Source organism: Coprobacillus cateniformis, from assembly GCF_009767585.1.
In the GTDB taxonomy this organism is placed as follows: Bacteria; Bacillota_I; Bacilli_A; order Erysipelotrichales; family Coprobacillaceae; genus Coprobacillus; species Coprobacillus cateniformis.
Map to the genome: position 1 here is coordinate 2,717,347 of NZ_WSNW01000001.1, position 24,152 is coordinate 2,741,498.

Here is a 24,152-nt window from a genome sequence, read left to right on the forward strand (position 1 = left end):
ACTCTGTCACATCAATGTTTTTGTTTTTATAAATGTATATGTCCTATGATAAATGACTATACAGGCTTTGTCAATACAAATATGATTCAATATTTAAAAAATAAATTCTATAATTAGGAAAATACAGATTTATAAAAAAATGTTTCTAAAAATCATAAAAGAAGAGTGCAAACTCTTCTTTTATGACAACATAATATCCAAAACCATCATCACTAAAAAACCACACATACAGGAAATAGCTCCAATATCTATCTGATTCTTGCATGACGCCTCTGGTATCATATCTTCAACACAGACAAACAACATGGCACCTGCTGCAAAACTAAGTGCAAAGGGTAAGATATTATTAATTGTTGTTGCAAAGATGTAGCCAAGTATTGCTGAAGGAATTTCAATAATTCCAGAAAATTGACCATACATCATAGCAACAAATTTACTTTTTCCATATTGGTGCATAGGTAAGGATATGGCAGTTCCTTCTGGAAAGTTTTGTATTCCTATTCCAATTGATAGAATTAATGCTGGTATAATATCATGCTGTGCACATGCAAAAGCCACACCAACAGCTAAACCTTCAGGAATATTATGCAATGTCATTGCTAACATTAATAACTGATTTTGAGATAATTTAGCTTTGACACCTTCACGTTCATGTGACATCATATGTTCATGAGGAAGTAATTTATCACATAGTGTCAAGAAAAGAACCCCACAGAAGAATCCGGCAGGAATAATTAATAAATACCATTTACTTAAGCCTTCTAGCAAATCCATGGCAGGAAGAATCAATGAAAAAAAAGAAGCTGCAATCATAATTCCAGCACTACTACCTAGAGCGATAGAGACAAGATGTTTATTTTCTTTATTTGTAACATAGACAAGGCTGGCGCCTAAAAAGGTAGATAGCCAGTTGAAGATAATAGCTCCAATAAAGATGAGTACAGGCATCTCTTCGAGTAATGATAACATATTTTCACCTCTTTATACATTATGCACAAAGAGGTGTGGGTGTTACTTTTTACTATGGGCCATAACAATAATATCTTGATCTAATAATTGTACATCGCCAGTAGGAATCAATGTTTGGTCTTGTCGTTTGATTAAAATAATCAAAGCATGGTGTAGTTCTAAATCTTTTAAATAACAATTTAGCCAATCATTGCTTTCATCAATGAGCATTTCTGTCAATGTCATATGATCATCAGTTTGTGATTCAAATGCACTTAAAATCAATTCATCATCTTTTTCTATGCATCTGTCACCTTTTGGAATCATTTTTATATTATGACGTTTAATCATAACAATACGGGTTTGTGGTGGTAAAACAATATCTTTAATAGACATATCGATCCAGGGATGATTTTCAGTCATTTTCAAATTAATAAATTGAATATTTGTTTCTTCGCTATAGTCTGTAAAAGTTTTTAATACATTATCTTTTTCATCAATCATAGAAAGATATTTTGCAAGATAGGGCAGAAGTGTTCCTTGAATTGCAATAGACAAAAGAACAATACAAAATACAATATGAAAAATATCATTTTTAGTATAGGCTGAAGAGACAGTTACCATAATTGCAAAAACAATAGATGTTGCTCCTCTTAAGCCAGCAAAGCTAACAAGCAGAATCTGCTGAAACGGTCTATGAAAGATTTTCATAATTAGCCAAACAGCAGCAGGTCTTGCTAAAAAAGTAATAAATAAGGCAATCCAAAGAGCATCACCTAGCAGTGAAGGAATTTGAGAAGGGAAAGCTAGGAGACCTAAAAGGAAAAAAAGAAACATTTGAAAGAGTTCTACAATACCATCAAAAAAATGCACAAGTCCCTTCTTATCTTCAATTTCAATATTTCCTAATACAATTCCAACGATATAAGCACTTATATAGCCATTACCATTAAAATAAGATGGCAGAGCATAAGAGAGAATAGCAATAGCAACCATAATAAGAGTGGCCATTCCAGATAATTCAGACTGAAAAGAATCAAATATCTTGACTGAGATATAAGCAATAACAGCACCAAAAATCAATCCAAATACTATTTGGGAAAAAGCAATTGAGAAAATATCTTGAATACTTATATTTTGCGACATTAAAGATAAAATAATAACTGTTAAAGTATAAGCCCAAGGGTCATTACTCCCGCTTTCTAATTCTAGTAAAGATGCACTCTTATATTTGAGATTTAACTGTTTACTACGTAAAATAGAAAATACACTTGCTGCATCTGTTGAAGATAAAACAGAACCAATTAATAAACTTTCTAACCATTCAAAATGTAATACATAATAACAGAATAATCCTGTTGTTATAGCAGTTAATATAACCCCCAAAGAGGATAAGATAATAGAAACAGAAGCAACTTTCTTCGCTTGTTTCCAATTGGTTGTAAAACCACCATAAAAGATAATAAATATTAATGCAACACTGCATAAATTTTCAGCAAAGTGGAAATCTTCAAAGGGAATTTTAAACAAACCATCACTCCCAAAAATCATCCCCAATAAAATAAAGAAAAATAAGACTGGAATACCAAATTTATTTGAAAGTTGACTACATAACATACATATTATAATAACAATAGCTCCAATTAATAAAATTGAATTCATGACATCACCTACCTTATAAGAATTATAACACAATCACTTTTGTAAAAAAATCGAACAATGAAAAAAGCCATGTTTTCATGGCTTAATAATTAATATCTTCATATAATGTTTTTAATAAAATAGCTTTTGTTGTTGGCACTTGTTTTTTGACATCATATGTTTTCATAATGCTATATTCAACAACATCTCTTTTTTCAACAATTTCATCATAAATATAGTCAGCTTGTCTAAAGAATAAGTTATCTTCATCTTCTTGATAAATACTTCCAAATTCTTTATCCTTGTTGTAATAAACAACTTTGCCTTCATAACGAGTAATATATGCATCTAAATGCTCCATCAACTGATTATAGAAACGATCATAAATAGTACTGCTATCTAATTCTTTATATTCATCAGCGATTGTACAATCTGTGACATCTTGTCCAAGCTCGGCTTTCATTTTATAAATTAAAGCATTTGCTAAGGCAGCAACTTCTGGATTTTTACCATCTTTAACAATATTGAAAACTTTTTCATATAAAGAAAGTTGTTTTAGACTATATCCAGCTGTAAAGAATTTATAAATCAAATTTGTATAAGCTTCTTTTTCTTTGCCAGTATTCATGTAGAGTTGATATAAAACTTCAAATGAATCAACATTAGGGATTTTATTGCCTAAAGAAATAAATTCATTTTCAGCTTCTTCATATCTTTCTAATTGAACTAAAGAAGATGCTCTATAATATTTAACCCAATTTAAGTTGTTATAATGCCATTTGATTGGTTGTGTATAAGCCATGTTTGCAATTTCAACACAGTCTCTATAATTACCTAATTCATATAAGCATCTTACCTTAATACGATACCATTTTTCTCTTTTAGATTCATATTCTTTTCCAGCTTTATTAATAAAAGGTTCAATACTTAATGTTTTCACATCAAGTTTATCTAAAAGATCAGATAATTTTTTATAGTCAACTGGTTGTTTGTTCATAACATATTTCATTGCTTTGTTAATTGTTGCTTCTAATGGAGAATATTTTTCTTGCTTGCATAAAGAAGCAATTTCATCAACGATAGAGAAGAATAAATCTTCTTTTTCTTTGATTTGATTTTCGTCAACATTAATGAATTTATTATAAAGTGCATAACCATAGTGATTAATATAACCAGTTAATCCTTCACCAACTTGTAAAAAAGTTTTTCCTGCCTCAATAGCTTCATCATTGCGTCCTTGATTTTTTAATTCCTTAACATAATCCATAGCTTGAAAATCATTAAAAGAGCTAGGATCTTCTTCAAAACGTTTGTCGTAAATACTTAAGTCCTTTGGTTCACGTTTTTCCACGATTCATCACCTCGAGTAATATTATATCAAGAACAAGAGGTCTTGTGAAGAAAAAAAGGTAAGTTTTGAAAACGCTATACCAGGAAACTTTATATTATGATAATTGATTACGGTATTCTTGAGGAGTATAACCACTGTATTCATGAAATCTTTTATAAAATGAGGTTAAGTTATGAATGCCTACTTCTTGAGCAATTTCGTAAACAGGTAATTCCTTATTCTGAAGAAGGATCATAGCTTTTTTCATGCGTTCTTCATTAACCATTTGTTTAAATGTTTTACCAGCAAATTTTTTAATCAGTTTACTAGTATATGATGGATCATAGCCAAAATGCTGACACATTTTTTTGAGGTTTCCTTCTTGATAATGCTGATGAATATATAAAATAATCTTATCTAATAAATCTTTATTTTTAAAAGTGTTGACAGAAAGGTTTGTATTATATTGACCAATTCTAGCAAGGTGAGTGATGAGAATCATGATGTAATTATCAATAATATCATCAGAGGATAATTGTGAATCAAAATATTCACATAGAATATTTTGAATACAATTATGAATGAGTTGATCTTGATGTGTATAGAATAGCAAATAATGATTATGAGTGTGTTGATGATTCATGAGTTCAATCATAAACTGAGTTATCAGTTGATCATTAGGCAATTTATTAATAAAACGATGAGAAAAGTAATTTTCATGAAGGATAATATTGACTCCAAGGTCATTTTCAGTTGTTGGAGCAACACTATGAGGAACATGTTTATCTAAAATAATAATATCACCTTGATGAAGTGTAACTGTTTCATCTTCAACAGTAATGACAAATGTGCCTGAGTAAACATATGTCATTACAATATAGTGGAAGATATGCATAGGAACACGTCCACTTGACCTTTGATGTAATGAAATAATATGATTACGATTTTGAAATTCACGCTCATGATGAAAAATAAACATAATATCATGATGAAATGGAACAATTGTGAATTTGTCTTTAAAATGATTGATGAGTTCCTCATCAGATGTATAACTATATGCTTTGCTAGATTTGAGTGTTTCTTCTAAAACTTGATAGTTCATAATATTTACCCCTTTTCTTTATTGTACTATAATAAGTCGAATTTTGATAGTTATAAAATCAGAATATGACATTGTGAAAGAACATATCAAACTTTATAATAGAATTGTAATTTATGAAAAGGCCTATTCAGTTACAGTTAAAAGTGTAAAAAAAGAAAATAAGGAAAGGGGAAACACTTTTTATGGAAAAGAAAAACTCGTTTTTTGATACTCTCTCCAACGGACTTGGTAAAGTATCAGTTAAACTAAGTGGTAACATTTATATTAACGCAATTAAAGATGGAATGTTGGCATATATGCCATTTGCATTTATTGCATCTATCTTCTTAATTATCGCTTTTTTCCCAATACCAGCATTTACAGATTTTATTACCAATATAACAGGATTAGAAACAGCTGTATGGCAAGGTAAGTTGGCATTAGTCAATGATGCAAGTCTAGGTATTGGTGGTTTATTGGTTTTGTTATCTATTTCTAGATCTTTGGCTGATAAATTAAAGATTAATGGAATGCAAGTGACATTAACAGCTGTTGTTGCTTTTATGTTATTGGTTCCATTTGGTAGTCAAGAAAGTGTCAAGTTTATTGATGTGACTTATTTAGGAGCACAAACAATCTTTTTATCTATTCTTATTTCCATTGTGACTGCTAAGATTTATCAGTTTATTGATAGTAAAGGTATTAAGATTAAGATGCCAGCAGCAGTTCCACCTGCAGTTTCAGCACCATTTGAATCTATTATTCCATCATTTGTTGTTATTACAATTTTCTGGATTTTAAGATTAGTTATTGATGCTTTGAGTGGTGGGAGTGCTTTAGCTGTTTTCAATAGTGTTTTAGGTATGCCTTTGCAAGCAGTTGGAGGTTCTTTACCAGGTGTTATTATTGTCAAAATGTTCTCACAAGTCTTATGGTTCTTTGGGATTCATGGGGATTCTATTGTCAATGGTGTGATGACACCAATCTTCCAAGTTTTACAAGATGCCAATAAAACAGTATCTATGGCTGGCGGTGTTCCTACAAATATTATCTGTCAAAGTTTCTGGGATAGTTTTGCTAGTATTGGAATTATCGGATCTATCATTGCAATTGTTTTGATTGCTAAGAGTAAGCGTTATAAAGAAATGAAGAAAATTGCTGGTGTGCCATATATTTTCAACGTTGGTGAACCAACACTCTTTGGTATTCCATTAATGATGAATGTCATTTATTTCATTCCATTTATTTTGAGTAATGTTGCATCTATCGTGATTTCATACATAGCTTTTGCATTAAACTTAGTGCCCGTATGTACAGGACTAGCTCAGGTACCATGGACAACACCACTCATAATTAGTGGATATTTAACAACGGGAAGTATTGCCGGTTCAATTTTACAAATTGTTTGTTTGATTGCTGTTGTGTTGATCTGGTTACCATTTGTGAAGGTTGCTGATAATCAATTGGTTAAAGAAGAAGCCGAAATAGAATTAAAAAATCAAACTGGAGAAACACACAAAGAAGTTGAATAAACTTCTTTGATGTTTTTATGAAAGAGTGAAATTTATGAAAGAAGATTATCAATTTAAAGGATGCTGGATCAAAGGTCCTGATCGAGACTATGGTCAAGATGATTCTTTATATTATCAGGATCAAAGAAATACAGTTGTATTGAAACAGTTCAGTATAAGGGATAGAAAACAAACATATTTATATATTGCAACACTTGGATATTCAATTATCTATATCAATGGACAAAGAATAACAGAAGATGAATTGAATCTTGTTTGGACGCAGTTTCAAAAATGTGTTTATTATGATGTGTATGATGTGACTCAATTTTTACGAATAGGTCAAAATGAAATTTGTATAGAATTAGGGAATGGAATGTATAATCCTTCACCATTAAAGTTATTTGGTAAATATAATTTAAGAGAACGTTTAAAAGAGATAGGAGAACCAAGAGTTATTTGTGATTTCATTCAAGATGAAAATGTGATTTTATCAAGTGATGAGTCATGGCAGATGAAAGAGGGGCACTTCTTATTTAATAATTTATATTTAGGTGAAAGAGTTGATTTACATGAGCTTGATTCTTATATTAAACCAGTCTGCATTGATCAAACAAAAAGAGTAATGCAATTGAATACAATACCTCCAGTTAGAAAAAAACAAACTGTTGAACCTAAACAATATATATCAACAGAGGAAGGACTTGTTGTTGATTTTGGTGAAATGATTTCAGGATTTATTGATATAGAATTTCATGCTCAAGATAATACACATGTTATTCTTCAATACAGCGAAAAATTTGAAAATAATCAAATGAATTATCATACTTGTTTAGCTGGAAGTGTTGGTGAACAGATTCAGGAGATAACTATTCCTGGTGGACCAGGAGCACCAGATATGGGCATTCAAAAAGATGAAATCATTGCATGTGATGGAAGAAATAGTTATACAAATACTTTCACCTATCATTCTTTTCGATATGTATTGTTGCAAGGACTTAAAAAAAGAGATATAAAAAATTTATCAGCAATTTATGTTCATACAAATTTAAAGCAAATAGGAAGAATAGTAACAGATAATGCTATTTTGAATGAACTCTATGATACAGCTATACGTACCAAACTCAATAATGTTCATAGTATTTTTGAAGATTGTGCACGAGAAAGATTAGGGTATGGCGGAGACATGGTTGCTTTAGCGACTTCAAATCTCTATACATTTGATTTGGCAGAATTCTATAAGAAAATTATCAGAGATTTTCGTTATGAACAAACCCAAAATGGGGGAATTCCAGAAACAGCTCCTTATATGGGAATTCAATCCAATGGGACAGGAGAAGGTGAAGGACCACTCTTATGGCAATTCGTTTATCCATATTTGACATATAAGCATTATCAGTATTATGGAGATAAAAAGGTATTAGAAGAAGAGTATCCATATCTTTATAAACAAATGCAATACCTTCTTAACTATGATTTAGATAAGTTGGTTCATTGTTGTTTAGGAGATCATGGAAGCATGTTAATTGCTGGTCAATTTAGAAAGCCTACACCAGATAAATTATTTTTAGGCTATTGTACAATATTATTCTTCTTGAAATATAACATCTTGATAGCTCAAATTATCAATGAGGATATTTCTCAGTATCAGAAAACATATGATGAACTGAAATTACATATGATTCATCAGTTCCAAAATAAAGATGGGACTTTTGGAGAAGGAACACAGACAGGTTTCGCATTTGCAGTTGCATTACAATTAACATCACCACAGTTATTGTGCCAAAAGTTTGTTGAAAAGATAGAACAAGATCAAGGTATTTTCAATTCAGGTATTTTTGGTATGGCTTTGACATATGAAGTTTTAAATTTATATGGCTATAATGAAATTATTGAAAGATGGTTATTACAGGAAAGTGATATAGGATATTTGGCTATGTTAAAGAGTGGCAATAGAACTTTATCTGAATTATTTGTAGGACAACAATTATCTTTAAATCATGCGATGTTTGCAAGTTATCAGCAATGGTATTACCAGGGGTTAGCAGGTATTCAAATTTGTGAGGATGCTGTTGGATTTAATAAAATTAAATTATCACCATATTTTTCAAAACAGATAAATCGTTTTGAATGCACAATAGAGACAAATCAGGGAATAATAACTTCATCATGGCAAAGAAATCAAGGTGATATTATTTGGAAGATTAAAGTTCCTAGCGATATACAATATCAAATCCTACTTAAACAACCTTATCAAAAAGTTTATCAAGACAATCAAATCATTATATATACAAAAGGATAGCTCAGCTATCCTTTCAATCTAAGAAAAGAAATTTAGATATGAAATATATTTTATATTATGGAAAGATTATAGCTTGTGATTATGGATATAAGAAACTGGAGGGACATGATGATACCTATACATATTTTAGAACAATTGGTTAGTTTTACAGAAGAAGAAATGAATTTACTCCAAGGAAAAGAGACAATAGATAAAAGTATCTTTGCGAGTGAATTATCTCATGTCATTGATTATCATTATCTTTTAAAAGAAAATCAAATGTTTTCAGTAAGAAAACACACAAGATTTTGCCAGTACCCAAGTCATCGCCATAATTATATAGAACTAATGTATGTTTACAGTGGGAGAATGACGCATCATATCAATGAACAGGATATAACAATTGAAAAAGGACAACTTCTCTTATTGAATCAAAACATTGAACATTCAATAAACTATTGTGATGAAAATGATATTATTTTTAACTTTATTATCAGACCAGAATATTTACGTTTTTTATCTACAATGATAGAAGATGAGAATGTTGTTTCAAAATTTATATTTGATGCTCTTTATTCATATGATAATGATGGTGAATTTCTTGTTTTTAAAGTTCAAAACAATCAAAAAGTGACATCTTATATTGAATCTATTATTATAAGTTTGTATGAACCTCAATTATATAATGATATTGAACTTAAACTGTTGGTTGGAATCCTATTAACAGAACTGATGAATCATCCTGAGAATATAGAAAGTTATACAGGTGATAGTTATGAAAAGATATTAAGCAGTACAATTTTGAAATATATCATAACAAATTATCAATATGGGAGTCTGCACGAACTCTCTCAACTCATTCATCAGCCAAATTATAAAATATGTAAAATCATAAAAAAACAAACATGTCAAACATTTACAGAATTATTACAAAACGAAAAATTAAAAGTTGCTGAGAATTTATTAATAACAACTTCACTCACAATGCAAGATATTATTCAAGAAGTTGGATATGAGAATATTTCCTACTTTTATAGAATATTTAAGAAAAAGTATGCCATGACACCTCAAATGTACAGAGAGAAATCACAACAAAATTAGATTTTATATTTTATATACTTTTATTTTTCTATGTAGGAATATTCTTGAATTTATCAATTTTATTATCTTAGAATTTATTTTCGTTATAACCTACTTAGAAACTACACCTATTTAAAAAATAAAGTAATACTTATTATTTTATATTTTTGCTATAAAATTAATATTTCATTATTTTTTTCAAGATATAGGAGTGATATAATATAAAAAGGAGAAGAGGTGCCATAATGGAAGATGGAATTGCCGAGTTGTCTAAAGACTTGGAATACAAATATTTAATGGAATCAATAGATGCGAGTGTAAGTAAGCATTTATTGGATGAACACTTTACTTTGGTTGCTGCCAATCAGCGTTATTATGAAATGTTTGGATATGAACAAAAAGAATATGAAGACTGTTTTCATAATCGTCCTGATTTATTTTTTAAGCAGGATTTAGATGAATGGAATCATTTGAATCAACATGTTCTTAAAGCAATTCAAAATGGTGAAAAACGTTATATGACTATTTGTAGAATGAGACACAAAGATGGACGTAAATTATGGATTCGATTAGTCGGTACTTTTACTAATGAGTATGTTAATGGCTATCAAATCTCATATTCTGTTATGATGGATATTACGAGTTTGATGCAAACAAGAATTGAAAAAGATGTGACTGAAAATCATTTTCCAGGACTTATTTCTAAATATAGAATTACCAAAGATGGTTTTCAATACTTAGATAGTAATAAAAATTATTTAGATTATTTTCATGGAATCAATGTTAATTATTTTCACTTAACAGATATGACTCCAGAGAATGGTCTAGAAGAAATTAAAAAGATGTATCCATGTTTACGAAATGGAGAAAATACCAAGTTAACAATTTCTTATAAAAATCCAGAGGGAGAAAGAAGTTATTTTAATATCAGTGCCCAATGTGTTGATTGGATAGAGGATGACCCAATTTATTTGTTAATTTATTCTGATATTACTGAAATTGTTGTTCAAAAAGAACTCTTAGAAAAATATAATCAATATTTAAATGAATTGGCTTATTTAGATGATGTTACAAAGGGATTTAATCAGAGAAAATTTGATATTGTCGCTAGAGAAACTATAGAAAAAGCACAGCCATATGAATATGTCATGATATGGTTGAATGTGCAAAAATTTAAGGTTATTAATGAAATTGGTGGATTTGATTTAGGAAATCAAACTTTAAAATATGTATATAGTGAAATTCGCAATCATCTGTTAGATAATGAATATGTGGCACGTATGTTTTCTGATAATTTTGCTATCTTGATGTTATATGATAATCAACAAAAACTTGAATATCGTCTAAATCGATGTTTTGAAGATATTAATGATTATGAATCAAACAGTGACTACAAATTCCGTTTTTCTTTTACAACAGGTATTTATTTAATTGATGAAACTGATATTCCAATTACCCAAATAAAAGACCGTGCTCATGCAGCTAGAAAATTAGTTTCACCTCAAGACAATGATTTGTGTGTCTATCATTATTATGATAATACAATTCGTATTCAGATGCTTAATGAAAAAGATATCGAAAATCGTGCCTATCTTGCATTACAAAATGGTGAATTTGAAGTCTATTTTCAACCTAAATACTCTGTTAAAAAGCATCAATTATCAGGAGCAGAGGCACTTGTGAGATGGAATCACCCAACGAGAGGATTTCTATCACCTGCTGAATTTATTCCTGTTTTTGAAAATAATGGATTTATTACACATGTTGATCTTTTTGTATTTCAAACTGTCTGTCAAATGATTAGAAAAAGATTAGATGCGCATCAGGCTGTCGTTCCAGTTTCTATTAATATGTCTAGAATGCATTTTTCGCATCCTCATTTTTTAAACGAGTATATAAAAATTCGCAATAAATATAATATTCCTTTCAAATATTTAGAATTAGAACTTACAGAGTCTATTGTTTTTGAAAATATTGAGATGTTTATTAACATTATAAAATCAATTCATCAAGCTGGATTTATGTGCAGTATGGATGATTTTGGAAGTGGATATTCAAGTTTGAGCATGTTAAAAAATTTAGAAGTAGATACAATTAAATTAGATAAGTCATTTTTTGCAACAAAAGATATGAGTTATGAAAAAGAAAAAATTATAGTGAAAAATATTATTGATATGGCTAAGGCATTAAATATATCTACTGTCGCTGAAGGAATTGAAACACATGAACAAGTCAATTTTCTCGAGCATACGGAATGTGACCTGATTCAAGGATTTGTATATTCTCGACCGATTCCTATTCAAAATTTTAATGATTTACTAGACTCACAATTATAAAAAACAACCATTACAAAACTGTCTCTATGTTTTAGAGTTTTCATTTCACTTTATGGAGGCAATTATATTGGTTGTTTTTTTATAATGACAAGCGATTTCTTTGTCTGTATTCTTTAGGAGAACAATGATAAAGTTCTTTAAATTTCTTATAGAAAAAAGTGAGATTTTGATACCCACTTTGTCTCGCAATGATATCTATAGGTTCATCACTGTGAATAAGGAGTTGTGCAGCATTATTCATCTTTAAATCAATAATTAATTCTTTATAAGATTTTTTGAGATGCTTCTTTAAAAGTGTTGTTAAATAACAAGGATTGACATGGACGTGTTGGGCAGTGGATTCTAAAGTACAGTGAAGATAGTTTTTAGCAATATATTGAAGTGTTAAAAAGATAATAGAATGTGATTCATTGACAGATTCATAGTTTATACTTGTATCAAGTGTATTGATCATTTCTAATATAATTAGGACAAAAAGACTATTCATCATTTCTTTTGAGTTATAAGATGGCCGATAATACTCTAAAAGTAATTCAGTAAGAAAAGTCTGTAGTCTTTCATTGTTTTCAGTATTAAAAATCATATAGTTTAAATGTGATTCTTTATCATTAATGGCATTTATAAAAAAAGATGTAATGAGATTATGTTGTGATAATTTTGAAAAGAACTGATTATTTAAATAATCTTTTCCAATTAAAATATTGATCATGATATCATTCTCTTCTGTATAGCCAAGAGAATGAGGGGTCCTTGTATCAATTAAAGTCATTTGTCCCTTTTTCAATAAACTTTTTTTACCATCAATGCTTTGTTCACAACTACCAGAGTACATATAATTAATTTCTATAAAATCATGAATATGTGTAGGAACAGCAGCAAAGCGTTCATTTTTTAAAATAGTGACAGTATTATGTGGTAAATGATTTGAAAAATAAAAACTATAAATTTTATGATGCTCATCATCATAAACATAAGGCATATAAGCATAATCTCCAAATATGTTTTTTTTATGATTTGTTTCAGAAAGAGAATACTCTCTTAATATTTTATCGAGTTCGTCTTGTCTCATGATTATCACCTCTTTTTATTATATAATCTAAAGTTTGGTTAGTAAATAACAAAATATGGGTTATATAAATAGATATATGCTGTTGTTATAATAAAGAAAAGATATGATAGTGTTTAGGGGGTATGATTGTGTTAAAAGATGAAATATTAGAAAAATTAATCTACTTTACTGAAGAAGAAATGAATAATTTAAATGGTATGGAAACAATTGATAAAAGTATCTTTATAGATGAAGATAGTCATATTATAGATTGTTATAAATTATTAGAGGAACATCAGCAGTTGGGTGTGAGGAAACATACACGATTTATTGAATATCCCATGCATAAACACAATTATATTGAATTAATGTATGTGTATGGTGGCAGTATGACGCATATCATTAATGAGCAACAGATAACAATTTATGAAGGTGAGTTGTTATTGCTAAATCAAAACATTGAACATTCTATTGAATATTGTCATGAGAATGATATTATTTTTAATTTTATTATTAAGCCTGAATTTTTAGAATTCTTATCACACATGGCAGAAGAAGAAAATGATGTTTTTCATTTTATATTTTCATCTTTATACTCATATGATAACGATGGTGAATTTTTAATCTTTAAACTTCAGGATAATGAACTGATACAGTCTTATATTGAGTCTATTATTACAACAATTTATGAACCACAAATCAACAATTCCTTAGAACAAAAGTTGTTAGTCGGTTTATTGTTAACAGAATTAATGAAACATCCAGAATATATTGAAACCTATCAGGCTAATAGTTATGAGAAATTAATCAGTAGTACAATTTTGAAGTATATAGCATGCTCTTATCAAGAAGGGTCTTTGGCTGTATTATCAGGCCAGTTACATTTACCAGATTATAAAGTTTGTAAAATCATAAAGAAACAAACAGGTCAAACATTTAAGCAATTGGTTCAAAATGAACGATTAAAAAACGCAGTTCATTTATTAAAGTCAACGCATCTACCTGTGACTGATATTATGCTAGAAGTAGGGTATGAGAATATGACTTATTTTTATAAGATATTTAAAAATGAGTTTCAAATGACACCACATGTTTATAGAGAAAAATATTCTTCTTTTGCAAAATAGGATAATCTTATAGACAAAAAGCGATATATTTTGTAAGTGTTTTCTTTGATAAGATAAATGTGTCGACAAACAAAAATTATTAAGGGAGATTGAAATTATGGAAAAATTAGAAAAAATTCTTTCACCTATGGCGAATTACTTAAATAACAACAAAGTGATTCAAGCCATATCAAAAGGTATTATGTCAACGATGGCTGCTCTTATGGTAGGGGCTGCAGGCTCAATCCTATTAAACTTACCAATCGATGCTTATCAGTCATTTATTACAAGTTGTGGATTAAACAATGTTTTTAATACATTGGTAAACGTCACAACAAATATGTTGGCTTTGTATACTGCGTTCACAATTGCTTATGCTTATACAGCACAGACAAAACATGATCCACTTGTTGCTGGATTGTTATCACTATTAGGTTTCTTTATTGTGACACCAATGGTGACAACTGGTGAAGGTTATGCAGCAGTGACGAACTTACCATTAAGCTGGTTAGGAGCAAAGGGAATCTTTGTCTCTATGTTTGTAGCCATTATAACATCACTTATTTTTATCAAGTTATCTGATAAAGGCCTAATTATTAAGATGCCTGAAGGCGTACCTGAATTTGTTTCTAAATCATTTACAGGAATTATTCCAGGTCTTGTTGTGGGAGCAGTCTTTTCGACACTTTCATTTCTTGCAGCACAAACATCTTATGGAGATGTTCATAATGTTGTTTATACATTAATTGGTCAACCATTAAATGGGATTGGAAATAGTGTATGGACTGGTTGTTTGATTTATACTTTATCTGGTTTATGTTGGTTCTTAGGAATTCATGGAATTGCAGTTGTCAGTGCAATTATGCCCATTTGGATGGCAGCAGATGCAGCCAACTTAGCCGCAACTTCTGCAGGACAAGTTGCCCCTAATATTATTACATATCAATGGATTAATGCTGTTTCTTCACCAGGTGGTGCAGGAGCAACAATTGGTTTAGTTATTTGTATACTTCTCTTTGCAAAAAGTAAGAGATATAAAACTTTTGGGAAAGTGGCAACGATTCCTTCAATAGTCAATATTAATGAACCTGTTGTCTTTGGTATGCCATGTATGTTAAATACATTATTATTTGTACCATTTGTGTTCTTACCAGTTGTCTTTATCTTAATTGCATATTTCTTAACAACTGCAGGAATATTGCCAGTCGTATCTGGTATTGGAGCACCGTCAGGAACGCCATTAATTCTCAGTGGATTTATTTGTGGAGGATGGCAAATGGCTACATTCCAAATTTGTGCAACAATTGTATCAACACTTGTGTATTTTCCATTCTTTAAAATACTAGATAAACAAGCATGTCAAGAAGAACAAACTGAAGGAAATGTATAATACATTTCCTTTTCTAAGTAGAGGTGATCTTATGAAAAGAGTAATAGAGAATTTAGAAAATAAAAATGAACATTATCTTTATCCGTTCTTTTGGCAAAAAGGACAATCAAATGAGAAATTAAAAGAATATATAGATCAAATGCGAGAACAGGGTATTTATAATATATGTATTGAATCAAGGCCACATCCTGAATTCTTAGAAGAGGGTTGGTGGAATACAATGGACTTTCTTATTCAAGAAGCTAAGAAAAATGATATGAAAATATGGATATTAGATGATGCGAAGTTTCCAACAGGATATGCCAATGGAAAAGTACCAAATCATTTAAAGAAAACATATCTTGATTATTATCGCTTTGATCTTGTTGGACCCAATCCTTATGCAGAGATGAACTTAAGTCTATTTTGTGATATGCGAGAAGCTATGAAAGATAAAAGACATCAGCATGATCAGTTTTTTAAAGCTATTCTTGTAGAAAAAGATATGTTATTACAAGAGGGATTAAAAGAAGACACAGCAATTGATGTGAGTGAGGGATTTAAAGATCATATCTTACATCTCAATTTAGAAAATAAACATTATAGTTTATTTGTTTTCTATACAACGATATGTGGAGAAGAAGCCACTCAAGATTATTTAGACCCAATGAATAAAGAAGCAACACAAATCTTAATCAATGAAGTTTATGAAAAGCATTTTAATCATTATAAAGATGAATTTGGTAAAACAATTATTGGATTCTTCTCTGATGAACCAAGGTTTGGAAATATCAAAGGGACAACTGCTTCTATTGGCAGAGAAAAGATGCCGTTACCTTGGAATGATGAAGTTTATCAAAAACTACAAAATATCAAAGGTTATCAAGATACAGATTTAATCTTTTTATTCACATCAAAGAGTACAAAAGCAAGTCAAATAAGATTTAATTATATGAATATAGTCAGTCAATTATATAGCCAAAATTTCTCTCAATATATTGGAGATTGGTGTTCTCAGCGTCACGTTGATTATGTTGGTCATACAATTGAAGATAATGGTGCTCATGCAAGGTTAGGATATGGAGCAGGGCATTTCTTTAGGGCGATGGCAGGTCAGAGTATGGCTGGTATTGATATTATTGGTGGTCAAGTCATCCCTGGTATGGATTATCAACATGATGCTTTTAGCACAGGGGGTAGCAATGGTGAATTTTATCACTACGCTTTGGTTAAACTTGGTGCTTCACTCGCAAAATTAGATCCAAGTAAACAAGGAAAACTGATGTGTGAAGCTTTTGGTGCTTATGGCTGGGTAGAAGGATTAAAGATGATGAAATGGATAACTGATCATATGCTGAGTCATGGAGTGAATGTTATTGTTCCTCATGCATTTGATCCAGCTGACTTCCCAGACTGGGACTGTCCTCCCCATTTCTATGCACATGGAAACAATCCACAATATCCATACTTCCATAAATGGTCTTTATATGCTGATAGATTATGTCATCTCTTCAGCGGTGGATATCATAAAGCAAGTGTTGGTGTTCTTTACCATGCCTTTGCTGAGTGGTCTGGAGATTATATGCCTATTGAAAAAGTCTTAAAAGAGTTACAACAACATCAAATTTCATGCGATATTATAAGTGAAGATTATTTAAATGATACAACGATTTCAAATCATCAGTACTGTATTAATGGATATCATTATGATGTATTGGTTATCCCTTATGCACAAAGATTACCTCAATTATTAATAGAAAAATTAAAGGAATTATCACAAAGTATAAGAGTTATTTTTATTAATGACTACCCAGAAAATATGAGTTCAGGAAAAATGATTTCTCTTTCTTGTTTATCAGAAGAATTAAAAGATTATTCAGTTGTGAAAACATCTTCTTTTGAAAAAGACTTAGTTGTCTATTCTTATCAACAAAGTGATGGAAATATTTATATGTTTAATAATGAAAGCATAACAGATTCTATTCATTCAACAGTGACTCTGCATGATGCTAATTATATGATATATGATGCTTATCAAAATAAATCATACAGTTTAAACGGAAATAAAGTGGATGGTGGTTTTGAATTTACATTAACTTTGCATCCATATCAATCTCTTGTATTGGTGAATGGGCAATGTTATGATAAAATATATACAAAGAGTTCTACTCAATTAAAGAATATTGATAAAGTGAAAGTTTCATTCAGAGAATATAATCAAAAAGATTATAGTCAACCAATAGATATGTCTTTAGATCATTATCTTGGATATGATTATCCAAGATTCTCAGGCAATATTAAATATGCATTTGATATTGATTGTCAGGATAAAGATATGATTTTGGTATTAAGAGAAGCTTATGAAATTGTTGAATTGATTGTTAATGGTGAAAGTGTAGAAACATTAATCACACCACCATATGAATATGATTTGTCAACTTGTTTGAATTTAGGGATGAATCATATTGAATTGATTGCAACAAATAATTTATCAAGAAATCAAAGAGATACATTCTCTAGACATTTAGCATTAGAACCTTTAGGTATTATTGGAAGTATTGAACTATATAAGAAGGAGGAAGATTAATGGGATTTCCAAAAGATTTTTTATGGGGTGGTGCAACTGCCGCTAACCAATGTGAAGGTGGTTTTGATAAAGGTGGAAGAGGCCTAGCGAATGTGGATATTACACCACATGGCAAAAACAGATTTCCAGTGATGTTAGGACTAGATCATAGTTTAGATTTTCATGAAGGAGAATTTTATCCAGCAAAAGAAGGTATAGATTTTTATACGCATTATAAAGAAGATATTCAATTATTTGGAGAAATGGGATTTAAGACTTATAGAATGTCATTAGCTTGGTCTCGCATCTTTCCAAATGGAGATGAATTAGAACCTAATGAAGAAGGTTTGAAATTCTATGAAGATGTGTTTAAAGAATGTCATAAATATGGGATTGAACCATTAGTGACAATTACTCATTTTGATTGTCCAATCCATTTGATTAAAGAATATGGTGGCTGGAAAAATAGAAAATTGATTGAGTTCTATGAAAGATTATGTCGTACAATCTTTACAAGATATAAAGGATTAGTCAAATATTGGTTAACATTTAATGAAATTAATATGATTTTACATTTACCATTTATGGGTGCAGGGTTACTTATTGAAGATAAAGAAACAGCATTAAAAGATAAGTACCAAGCGATTCATCACGAATTAGTCGCTAGTGCTTTAGCAACCAAGATTGCTCATGAAATTGATCCTGATAATAAAGTGGGGTGTATGTTAGCAGCTGGTAATACATATCCATATACATGCAATCCTGATGATGTATGGAAGTCAATTCAAATTGATAGGGAAGGATATTTCTTTATTGATGTTCAAGCAAGAGGATATTATCCCCGTTATGCACTGAAACAAATGGAAAGAGAAGGGACAATGCCTATAATGGAAGATGGTGATCAAGAGTTGTTAAAAGATAATACTGTTGATTTTATCTCATTTAGTTATTATTCTTCTCGTTGTACAAGTGCTGATCCTGATATGAATAAACAAACAGAAGGCAATGTTTTTGCGACTTTAAAGAACCCATATTTAAAAGCCAGTGAATGGGGTTGGCAAATTGATCCATTAGGTTTAAGAATTACTTTAAATAGTATTTATGACCGTTATCAAAAGCCTTTATTTATTGTAGAAAATGGCTTAGGTGCCAAAGATGAACTTATTGACAATACTGTTGAAGATGATTATCGTATTGATTATTTAAGACAGCATATTCAAGCTATGAGTGATGCGATTGAAATTGATGGTGTTGAACTTTGGGGTTATACAACATGGGGATGTATTGATCTTGTATCAGCATCAACTGGTGAAATGAGTAAACGTTATGGATTTATTTACGTAGATAGAGATGATCAAGGAAACGGAACAAATAAACGTTATAAGAAAAAATCATTTGATTGGTATAAGAAAGTGATTGCAAGTAACGGTGAAGATTTAGATTAATCAATGATATAGTTTTAAATTTATATTGACATATACTAGTGATAGATATACAATAATATTGTCAATAAGGTTTGTTACTCTCTGAGGCTTTTCCTTAAACACGATTTGTGTTTTAGGTGCTCAGAGAGTTTTTTAATTAATTAAGAGGTGAAAATATGTTTAATATAAAAAGAAAAAATAAAAATGAAGAAACAATCTACTCTCCAGCTATTGGTAAAGTCATTCCAATAAGTGAAGTCAATGATGCAATGTTTGCTGATAAATTATTGGGTGATGGAGTAGGAATTATTTTAGAAGATGATTTGCTTTGTTCACCATGTGATGGAATTATAAGTATGATTGCAGTCACCAAACATGCGATTGGAATTACATCTACAATAGGTGCAGAGATTATTATTCATGTAGGTTTAGATACAGTTAATTTAAATGGTAAGGGGTTTGAGGTTCTTGTTAAGGAGAATCAGAAGGTTAAAGTAGGTGATCCTATACTTAAAGTAGATAGAGTGTTTATGGAATCAAAAAATATAGATTTGACAACACCAATGATTGTAACAAATTGCTTGTCTTTTAATGTTTCTATTGTTCAAGATAAGAAAAAGATTACATATAAGGATGAACTATTAACAATATTGAAATAAGAAAGTTGAGGTGAGTTATCATTATGAAAGTCATTAAAAACATTAACAATAATACATCTATTTGTTTAGATAGTAACAATCAAGAAGTTGTTGCTTTTGGAAAAGGTATAGGTTTTATTAAACCGCCATATGAGATAGATATATCTAAAGTCGAAAGAACATTCTATGATGTCAATCCAGATTTTGTTCAAATGATAAATCTTATTCCAGATAAAGTCTTTGAGCTATCTGTTAAAATAGTGAATTATGCTCAACAAAATATTGAAAAGTTAACAAATTCAAATATTATCTTTACTTTAGCAGATCATATTAACTTTGCTATAAAAAGATGTGAAGAAAAGATGGTTATAGATGTACCTGTTTATTATGATATTCAACACTTATATCCTCATGAATTTGCAGTTGGAGAGTATGCGTTAAAAGAAATTAAAAAAGTGATGAGCATTCAATTACCTAAAGAAGAGATTATTGGAATTGCTTTACATCTGATTAATGCAAAAGCAATAGTGAGTAGTTATCAAAAAAATGAAGGAAATAATGATGCTATTGAAAGTATAACTCACATTATTGAAAGTTTCTTTTCAATTACTGTAGAAAGAAAAAGTTTTAACTATTCAAGGTTTGTATCACATATTCAGTACTTATTAAAAAGAGGAAGTGAAGGACAATATATAATGTCTGATAATCAAGAGATGTTTCAAACATTAACCTCTTCTTTTCCAAGCGTGTATGAGTGTGCAAAACAAATTGATGATTATATTTTCAAGAAATTTAACTATACGTTTAATGATGAAGAAATATTATATTTAATGTTACATATAAATAGACTTTGTGCTCGTGAGGATTGTTACCAATAGGGCTTGACCTAACCACAAAAGTAAGAAATGATTACTTTTTTGTTTGGGTTTTTATTTTGTTCATTCACAATGCATTAGCGCGCATGTATTGTGTTTATATAGATTTACAAAATATAAAGGAGAGAGAAGTATGGCTAAGAAAAATTATGAAGCTTTAGCTGATGAAATTATTGAGGTTATGGGTGGAAAAGAAAATATGACTTTCTTTATTCATTGTCTTACACGTTTACGTTTTAATGTCAAAGATAAAGGTTTAATTGATAACGAAAAATTAAAAAATATAAAAGGAGTTGTTGGTAGTCAATGGCAAGGAGATCAATTTCAAATTATCATTGGTCAACATGTTGGTGATGTATACAAGGTCATCTGTCAGAAAGCTGGATTTGAGGTTAAAGAGATTATTAAGGAAGATGCTGATGTGCCAAAGAAAAAGCTAAGTATTAGTTTAATATTTGATAGTATATCAGGATGTGTAACACCTCTTCTTCCTTTAATAATAGGTGGAGGATTAATAAAGGCAGTACTGCTTATATTATTACAATTCAAATTAATCAGTGTAGAGAGTTCAACATATATGGTTTTATCCTTTACAGGAGATGCAGCCTTTTATTTCTTACCAGTATTTTTAGGGGCGACTGGCGCTAAAAAGTTTGGTGCAAATATGGGGTATGGGATGCTACTTGGAGCAACGTTAATACATCCACAATTCATCGAAGCAATAAGTAAAGGAACTGCATTATCTATCTATAACATTCCAATTCATGCAGCATCATATGCAAGTACTATATTTCCAATGATTCTCGCAACATTTGTTTTATCTTATGTAGAAAAATATATAACAAAGTTTACTCCTCAAATGTTAAAATCATTGGTTGTTCCATTGTTTACACTTTTAATTATGTTGCCATTAACATTGTGTGTTCTTGCACCAATGGGATCAGTTTTAGGGTCATATTTAAGTACAGGAATTACATGGCTTTATGATACGACTGGATTTTTAGCAGTAGGTGTTGTGTGTGGTGTTTATGTTTTCCTATGTATGACAGGAATGCATACAGCATTATTACCTATTTTATTTACAATGTTAGCAACCGTTGGTTATGAACCAATCACTGTCATCGCTAGTATGTTATATACAATCAATCAAGGTGTTGTGACTTTGGTAGTTGCTGCAAAAACAAAAGATAAGGATGTGAAATCTGAAGCATTAACATGTACAATTACTTCGTTTGTTGCAGGTATTTCAGAACCAGCATTATTTGGTTTCTCATTAAAAAATAAAAAACTTTTATACTGTTCAATGATTGGATGCTTTTGTGGTGGCATTTATGCAGGATTAATGAAAGTTTATTGTTTTGCAGTGGCTGGTACAGTAGGATTTTTGGGATTACCAGGATTTATTGGTTCTGATTCAATGAATCTTATTAATATGATTATTGCGATTGCAATTTCATGTATTGTGACTTTTGTTTTAGGAATTAAATTTGGATATCAAAATAAGGAGGAAATCAAATGTTAAAGGATAATTTTCTATGGGGTGGATCTGTTTCAAGTATGCAAACAGAAGGTGCATGGAATATAGATGGAAAGGGACCTTCAAATTATGATGTCAGAAAAATTAAGCCTGGTTTCTCAGACTGGAAAATGGCGATTGATTTTTATCATCGTTACAAAGAAGATATTAATTTATTTGCTGAAATGGGATTTAATACTTATCGCTTTTCTATTTCGTGGTCAAGAATTTTACCAACGGGAGGAGAAGAGGTAAATCAACAAGGTTTAGATTTCTATGAAAATATTGTTGATGAAATGTTATTAAAAGGAATAGAACCAATTATTTGTATGCATCATTTTGATGTCCCTCTTGAATTGGTTGAAAAATATGGTGGTTGGTGGTCTAAAGAATTTATTGAGTCATTTAAAAGATTAACAACTGCTGTGGTTGATAGATTAGGAAAAAAAGTTAAATATTGGTTCCCTATTAATGAACAAAATGCAATTATGTTTTCTTCATTTATGTTTCCAACAACTGATTTAGCTAGTAATGATATGAAAGGACGTGATCAAAGATCAACACAATCAGTACATAATGCTCATGTGGCAGGAGCATTTCTTAGATATTATGTAAAAAGAGTTAATCCTAATGCACAAGTTGGAGGAATGGTTTGTTATTCACCATTTTACCCAAATGATTGTAACCCAGTTACAATTCATAAGGCAAAACGTATTCAGGAAATGTTTATATTATCTACTTTAGATGTTATTGTTGAAGGACATTACTCAAATGAAACACTTAAGACATGGGAAAGATATGATATCATGCCTAAAATGACAGAAGAGGAACTTACATTAATTAAAGATAATCCAGCAGAATTCATTGGTTTTAGTTATTATTGTTCTCGTCTAGTTAATGAAAGCACATCAGAAGACACTAATCCAGAAGAATTAATGAAATTATTAACATCTATGATGTCAAATAATATGGAGAAAAATCCATATCTTAAGCAAAGTGAATGGTCTTGGACAATTGATGAAATAGGTTTTAGAATAGCATTAAACGATATATATCGTCGTTATAAAAAACCAATTATTATTTTAGAATGTGGAATTGGTGTTGATGAAAAACTTAATGACAATATGAGTGTTGACGATGACTATCGGATTGATTATTTTAAGAATCATTTAGTAGAAATGAAAAAAGCAATTGAGATTGATGGAGTAGACTGTTTTGGTTTTTTAACTTGGGGACCTATAGATATTTTGAGTTCACAAGGTGAAATGAAAAAACGTTATGGTTTTATATATGTTGATCGTGGTGAAACAGATTTTAAGGATATGAAGCGTTACAAGAAAAAGAGTTTTCATTGGTTTAAAAAAGTCATTGAATCTAATGGAGAAGTGCTAGATTTATAATA

The 24,152-nt window shown here is 30.1% G+C and carries 17 protein-coding genes and 1 other annotated feature (1 of these 18 running past the window's edge); of the genes, 12 read left to right on the top strand and 5 right to left on the bottom strand.

From position 1 onward, the window contains the following. Window positions 1-24: a binding site (T-box leader), on the bottom strand (it extends 197 nt beyond the left edge of the window). Between the two features lie 156 nt (window positions 25-180). The 4 genes from GQF29_RS13340 to GQF29_RS13355 all read right to left on the bottom strand — a co-directional run bounded on the left by GQF29_RS13340 (window position 181) and on the right by GQF29_RS13355 (window position 5,021). Next, the gene (locus GQF29_RS13340) at window positions 181-969 is read right to left on the bottom strand and encodes a ZIP family metal transporter (RefSeq protein ID WP_117598705.1); all 789 of its coding nucleotides are present in this window, start codon (window positions 967-969) and stop codon (window positions 181-183) included. 42 nt (window positions 970-1,011) lie between these two features. Then, window positions 1,012-2,610, bottom strand: coding sequence for a potassium/proton antiporter (locus GQF29_RS13345; protein ID WP_117598704.1), 1,599 nt, complete (start codon window positions 2,608-2,610; stop codon window positions 1,012-1,014). 82 nt (window positions 2,611-2,692) lie between these two features. Further along, a complete protein-coding gene (locus tag GQF29_RS13350; protein ID WP_054325241.1) occupies window positions 2,693-3,940 on the bottom strand; it encodes a hypothetical protein in 1,248 nt (415 codons plus the stop codon). A gap of 94 nt (window positions 3,941-4,034) precedes the next feature. Continuing rightward, complete coding sequence (locus GQF29_RS13355) at window positions 4,035-5,021, bottom strand: AraC family transcriptional regulator (protein WP_054688433.1); 987 nt, start codon at window positions 5,019-5,021, stop codon at window positions 4,035-4,037. Between the two features lie 182 nt (window positions 5,022-5,203). On the opposite strand from GQF29_RS13355, the gene GQF29_RS13360 reads away from it, so the two are divergent. The 4 genes from GQF29_RS13360 to GQF29_RS13375 all read left to right on the top strand — a co-directional run bounded on the left by GQF29_RS13360 (window position 5,204) and on the right by GQF29_RS13375 (window position 12,208). Continuing rightward, on the top strand, window positions 5,204-6,532 hold the full coding sequence (locus tag GQF29_RS13360) for a PTS sugar transporter subunit IIC (protein ID WP_117598703.1): 1,329 nt from the start codon (window positions 5,204-5,206) through the stop codon (window positions 6,530-6,532). Window positions 6,533-6,566: 34 nt separating this feature from the next. Continuing rightward, window positions 6,567-8,813 carry a family 78 glycoside hydrolase catalytic domain gene (locus GQF29_RS13365; RefSeq protein ID WP_117598702.1) on the top strand — a complete coding sequence of 749 codons (2,247 nt, stop codon included), beginning with the start codon at window positions 6,567-6,569 and terminating at the stop codon, window positions 8,811-8,813. A gap of 108 nt (window positions 8,814-8,921) precedes the next feature. Then, window positions 8,922-9,893 carry an AraC family transcriptional regulator gene (locus tag GQF29_RS13370; protein WP_054688429.1) on the top strand — a complete coding sequence of 324 codons (972 nt, stop codon included), beginning with the start codon at window positions 8,922-8,924 and terminating at the stop codon, window positions 9,891-9,893. A gap of 224 nt (window positions 9,894-10,117) precedes the next feature. Further along, a complete protein-coding gene (locus GQF29_RS13375; RefSeq protein WP_054688427.1) occupies window positions 10,118-12,208 on the top strand; it encodes a bifunctional diguanylate cyclase/phosphodiesterase in 2,091 nt (696 codons plus the stop codon). Window positions 12,209-12,287: 79 nt separating this feature from the next. Here GQF29_RS13375 and GQF29_RS13380 read toward each other — a convergent pair whose 3' ends face one another. Then, the gene (locus GQF29_RS13380) at window positions 12,288-13,277 is read right to left on the bottom strand and encodes an AraC family transcriptional regulator (protein WP_117768911.1); all 990 of its coding nucleotides are present in this window, start codon (window positions 13,275-13,277) and stop codon (window positions 12,288-12,290) included. A gap of 122 nt (window positions 13,278-13,399) precedes the next feature. On the opposite strand from GQF29_RS13380, the gene GQF29_RS13385 reads away from it, so the two are divergent. The 8 genes from GQF29_RS13385 to GQF29_RS13420 all read left to right on the top strand — a co-directional run bounded on the left by GQF29_RS13385 (window position 13,400) and on the right by GQF29_RS13420 (window position 24,150). Beyond that, window positions 13,400-14,383 (top strand): AraC family transcriptional regulator, encoded by a 984-nt coding sequence (locus GQF29_RS13385; protein ID WP_202086360.1) that lies wholly within the window; start codon window positions 13,400-13,402, stop codon window positions 14,381-14,383. A 97-nt stretch (window positions 14,384-14,480) separates the two neighbouring features. After that, complete coding sequence (locus tag GQF29_RS13390) at window positions 14,481-15,752, top strand: PTS sugar transporter subunit IIC (RefSeq protein WP_054325237.1); 1,272 nt, start codon at window positions 14,481-14,483, stop codon at window positions 15,750-15,752. 31 nt (window positions 15,753-15,783) lie between these two features. Then, window positions 15,784-18,318 carry a hypothetical protein gene (locus GQF29_RS13395; RefSeq protein ID WP_054325280.1) on the top strand — a complete coding sequence of 845 codons (2,535 nt, stop codon included), beginning with the start codon at window positions 15,784-15,786 and terminating at the stop codon, window positions 18,316-18,318. Next, the gene (locus tag GQF29_RS13400) at window positions 18,318-19,742 is read left to right on the top strand and encodes a 6-phospho-beta-glucosidase (protein WP_117598696.1); all 1,425 of its coding nucleotides are present in this window, start codon (window positions 18,318-18,320) and stop codon (window positions 19,740-19,742) included. Before GQF29_RS13395 ends, GQF29_RS13400 begins: the two co-directional genes overlap by 1 nt. 155 nt (window positions 19,743-19,897) lie before the next feature. Then, entirely contained in the window at window positions 19,898-20,380 is a 483-nt protein-coding gene (locus GQF29_RS13405; RefSeq protein WP_054325236.1) for a PTS sugar transporter subunit IIA, read from the top strand. A gap of 23 nt (window positions 20,381-20,403) precedes the next feature. Then, window positions 20,404-21,237, top strand: a complete 834-nt coding sequence (locus GQF29_RS13410) for a PRD domain-containing protein (protein WP_054688420.1) — start codon at window positions 20,404-20,406, stop codon at window positions 21,235-21,237. A 130-nt stretch (window positions 21,238-21,367) separates the two neighbouring features. Continuing rightward, entirely contained in the window at window positions 21,368-22,756 is a 1,389-nt protein-coding gene (locus tag GQF29_RS13415; protein ID WP_117598695.1) for a PTS transporter subunit EIIC, read from the top strand. Beyond that, window positions 22,750-24,150 (top strand): glycoside hydrolase family 1 protein, encoded by a 1,401-nt coding sequence (locus GQF29_RS13420; protein WP_054688416.1) that lies wholly within the window; start codon window positions 22,750-22,752, stop codon window positions 24,148-24,150. Before GQF29_RS13415 ends, GQF29_RS13420 begins: the two co-directional genes overlap by 7 nt. Window positions 24,151-24,152: the final 2 nt, after the last annotated feature.

Coding starts and splice junctions, on each gene's coding strand:
- GQF29_RS13345 (WP_117598704.1), bottom strand. CDS start 2,610: ATGAATTCAATTTTATTAATTGGAGCTATTGTTATTATAATATGTATG.
- GQF29_RS13360 (WP_117598703.1), top strand. CDS start 5,204: ATGGAAAAGAAAAACTCGTTTTTTGATACTCTCTCCAACGGACTTGGT.
- GQF29_RS13385 (WP_202086360.1), top strand. CDS start 13,400: ATGATTGTGTTAAAAGATGAAATATTAGAAAAATTAATCTACTTTACT.
- GQF29_RS13400 (WP_117598696.1), top strand. CDS start 18,318: ATGGGATTTCCAAAAGATTTTTTATGGGGTGGTGCAACTGCCGCTAAC.
- GQF29_RS13405 (WP_054325236.1), top strand. CDS start 19,898: ATGTTTAATATAAAAAGAAAAAATAAAAATGAAGAAACAATCTACTCT.
- GQF29_RS13355 (WP_054688433.1), bottom strand. CDS start 5,021: ATGAACTATCAAGTTTTAGAAGAAACACTCAAATCTAGCAAAGCATAT.
- GQF29_RS13380 (WP_117768911.1), bottom strand. CDS start 13,277: ATGAGACAAGACGAACTCGATAAAATATTAAGAGAGTATTCTCTTTCT.
- GQF29_RS13390 (WP_054325237.1), top strand. CDS start 14,481: ATGGAAAAATTAGAAAAAATTCTTTCACCTATGGCGAATTACTTAAAT.
- GQF29_RS13415 (WP_117598695.1), top strand. CDS start 21,368: ATGGCTAAGAAAAATTATGAAGCTTTAGCTGATGAAATTATTGAGGTT.
- GQF29_RS13375 (WP_054688427.1), top strand. CDS start 10,118: ATGGAAGATGGAATTGCCGAGTTGTCTAAAGACTTGGAATACAAATAT.
- GQF29_RS13420 (WP_054688416.1), top strand. CDS start 22,750: ATGTTAAAGGATAATTTTCTATGGGGTGGATCTGTTTCAAGTATGCAA.
- GQF29_RS13370 (WP_054688429.1), top strand. CDS start 8,922: ATGATACCTATACATATTTTAGAACAATTGGTTAGTTTTACAGAAGAA.
- GQF29_RS13395 (WP_054325280.1), top strand. CDS start 15,784: ATGAAAAGAGTAATAGAGAATTTAGAAAATAAAAATGAACATTATCTT.
- GQF29_RS13340 (WP_117598705.1), bottom strand. CDS start 969: ATGTTATCATTACTCGAAGAGATGCCTGTACTCATCTTTATTGGAGCT.
- GQF29_RS13365 (WP_117598702.1), top strand. CDS start 6,567: ATGAAAGAAGATTATCAATTTAAAGGATGCTGGATCAAAGGTCCTGAT.
- GQF29_RS13410 (WP_054688420.1), top strand. CDS start 20,404: ATGAAAGTCATTAAAAACATTAACAATAATACATCTATTTGTTTAGAT.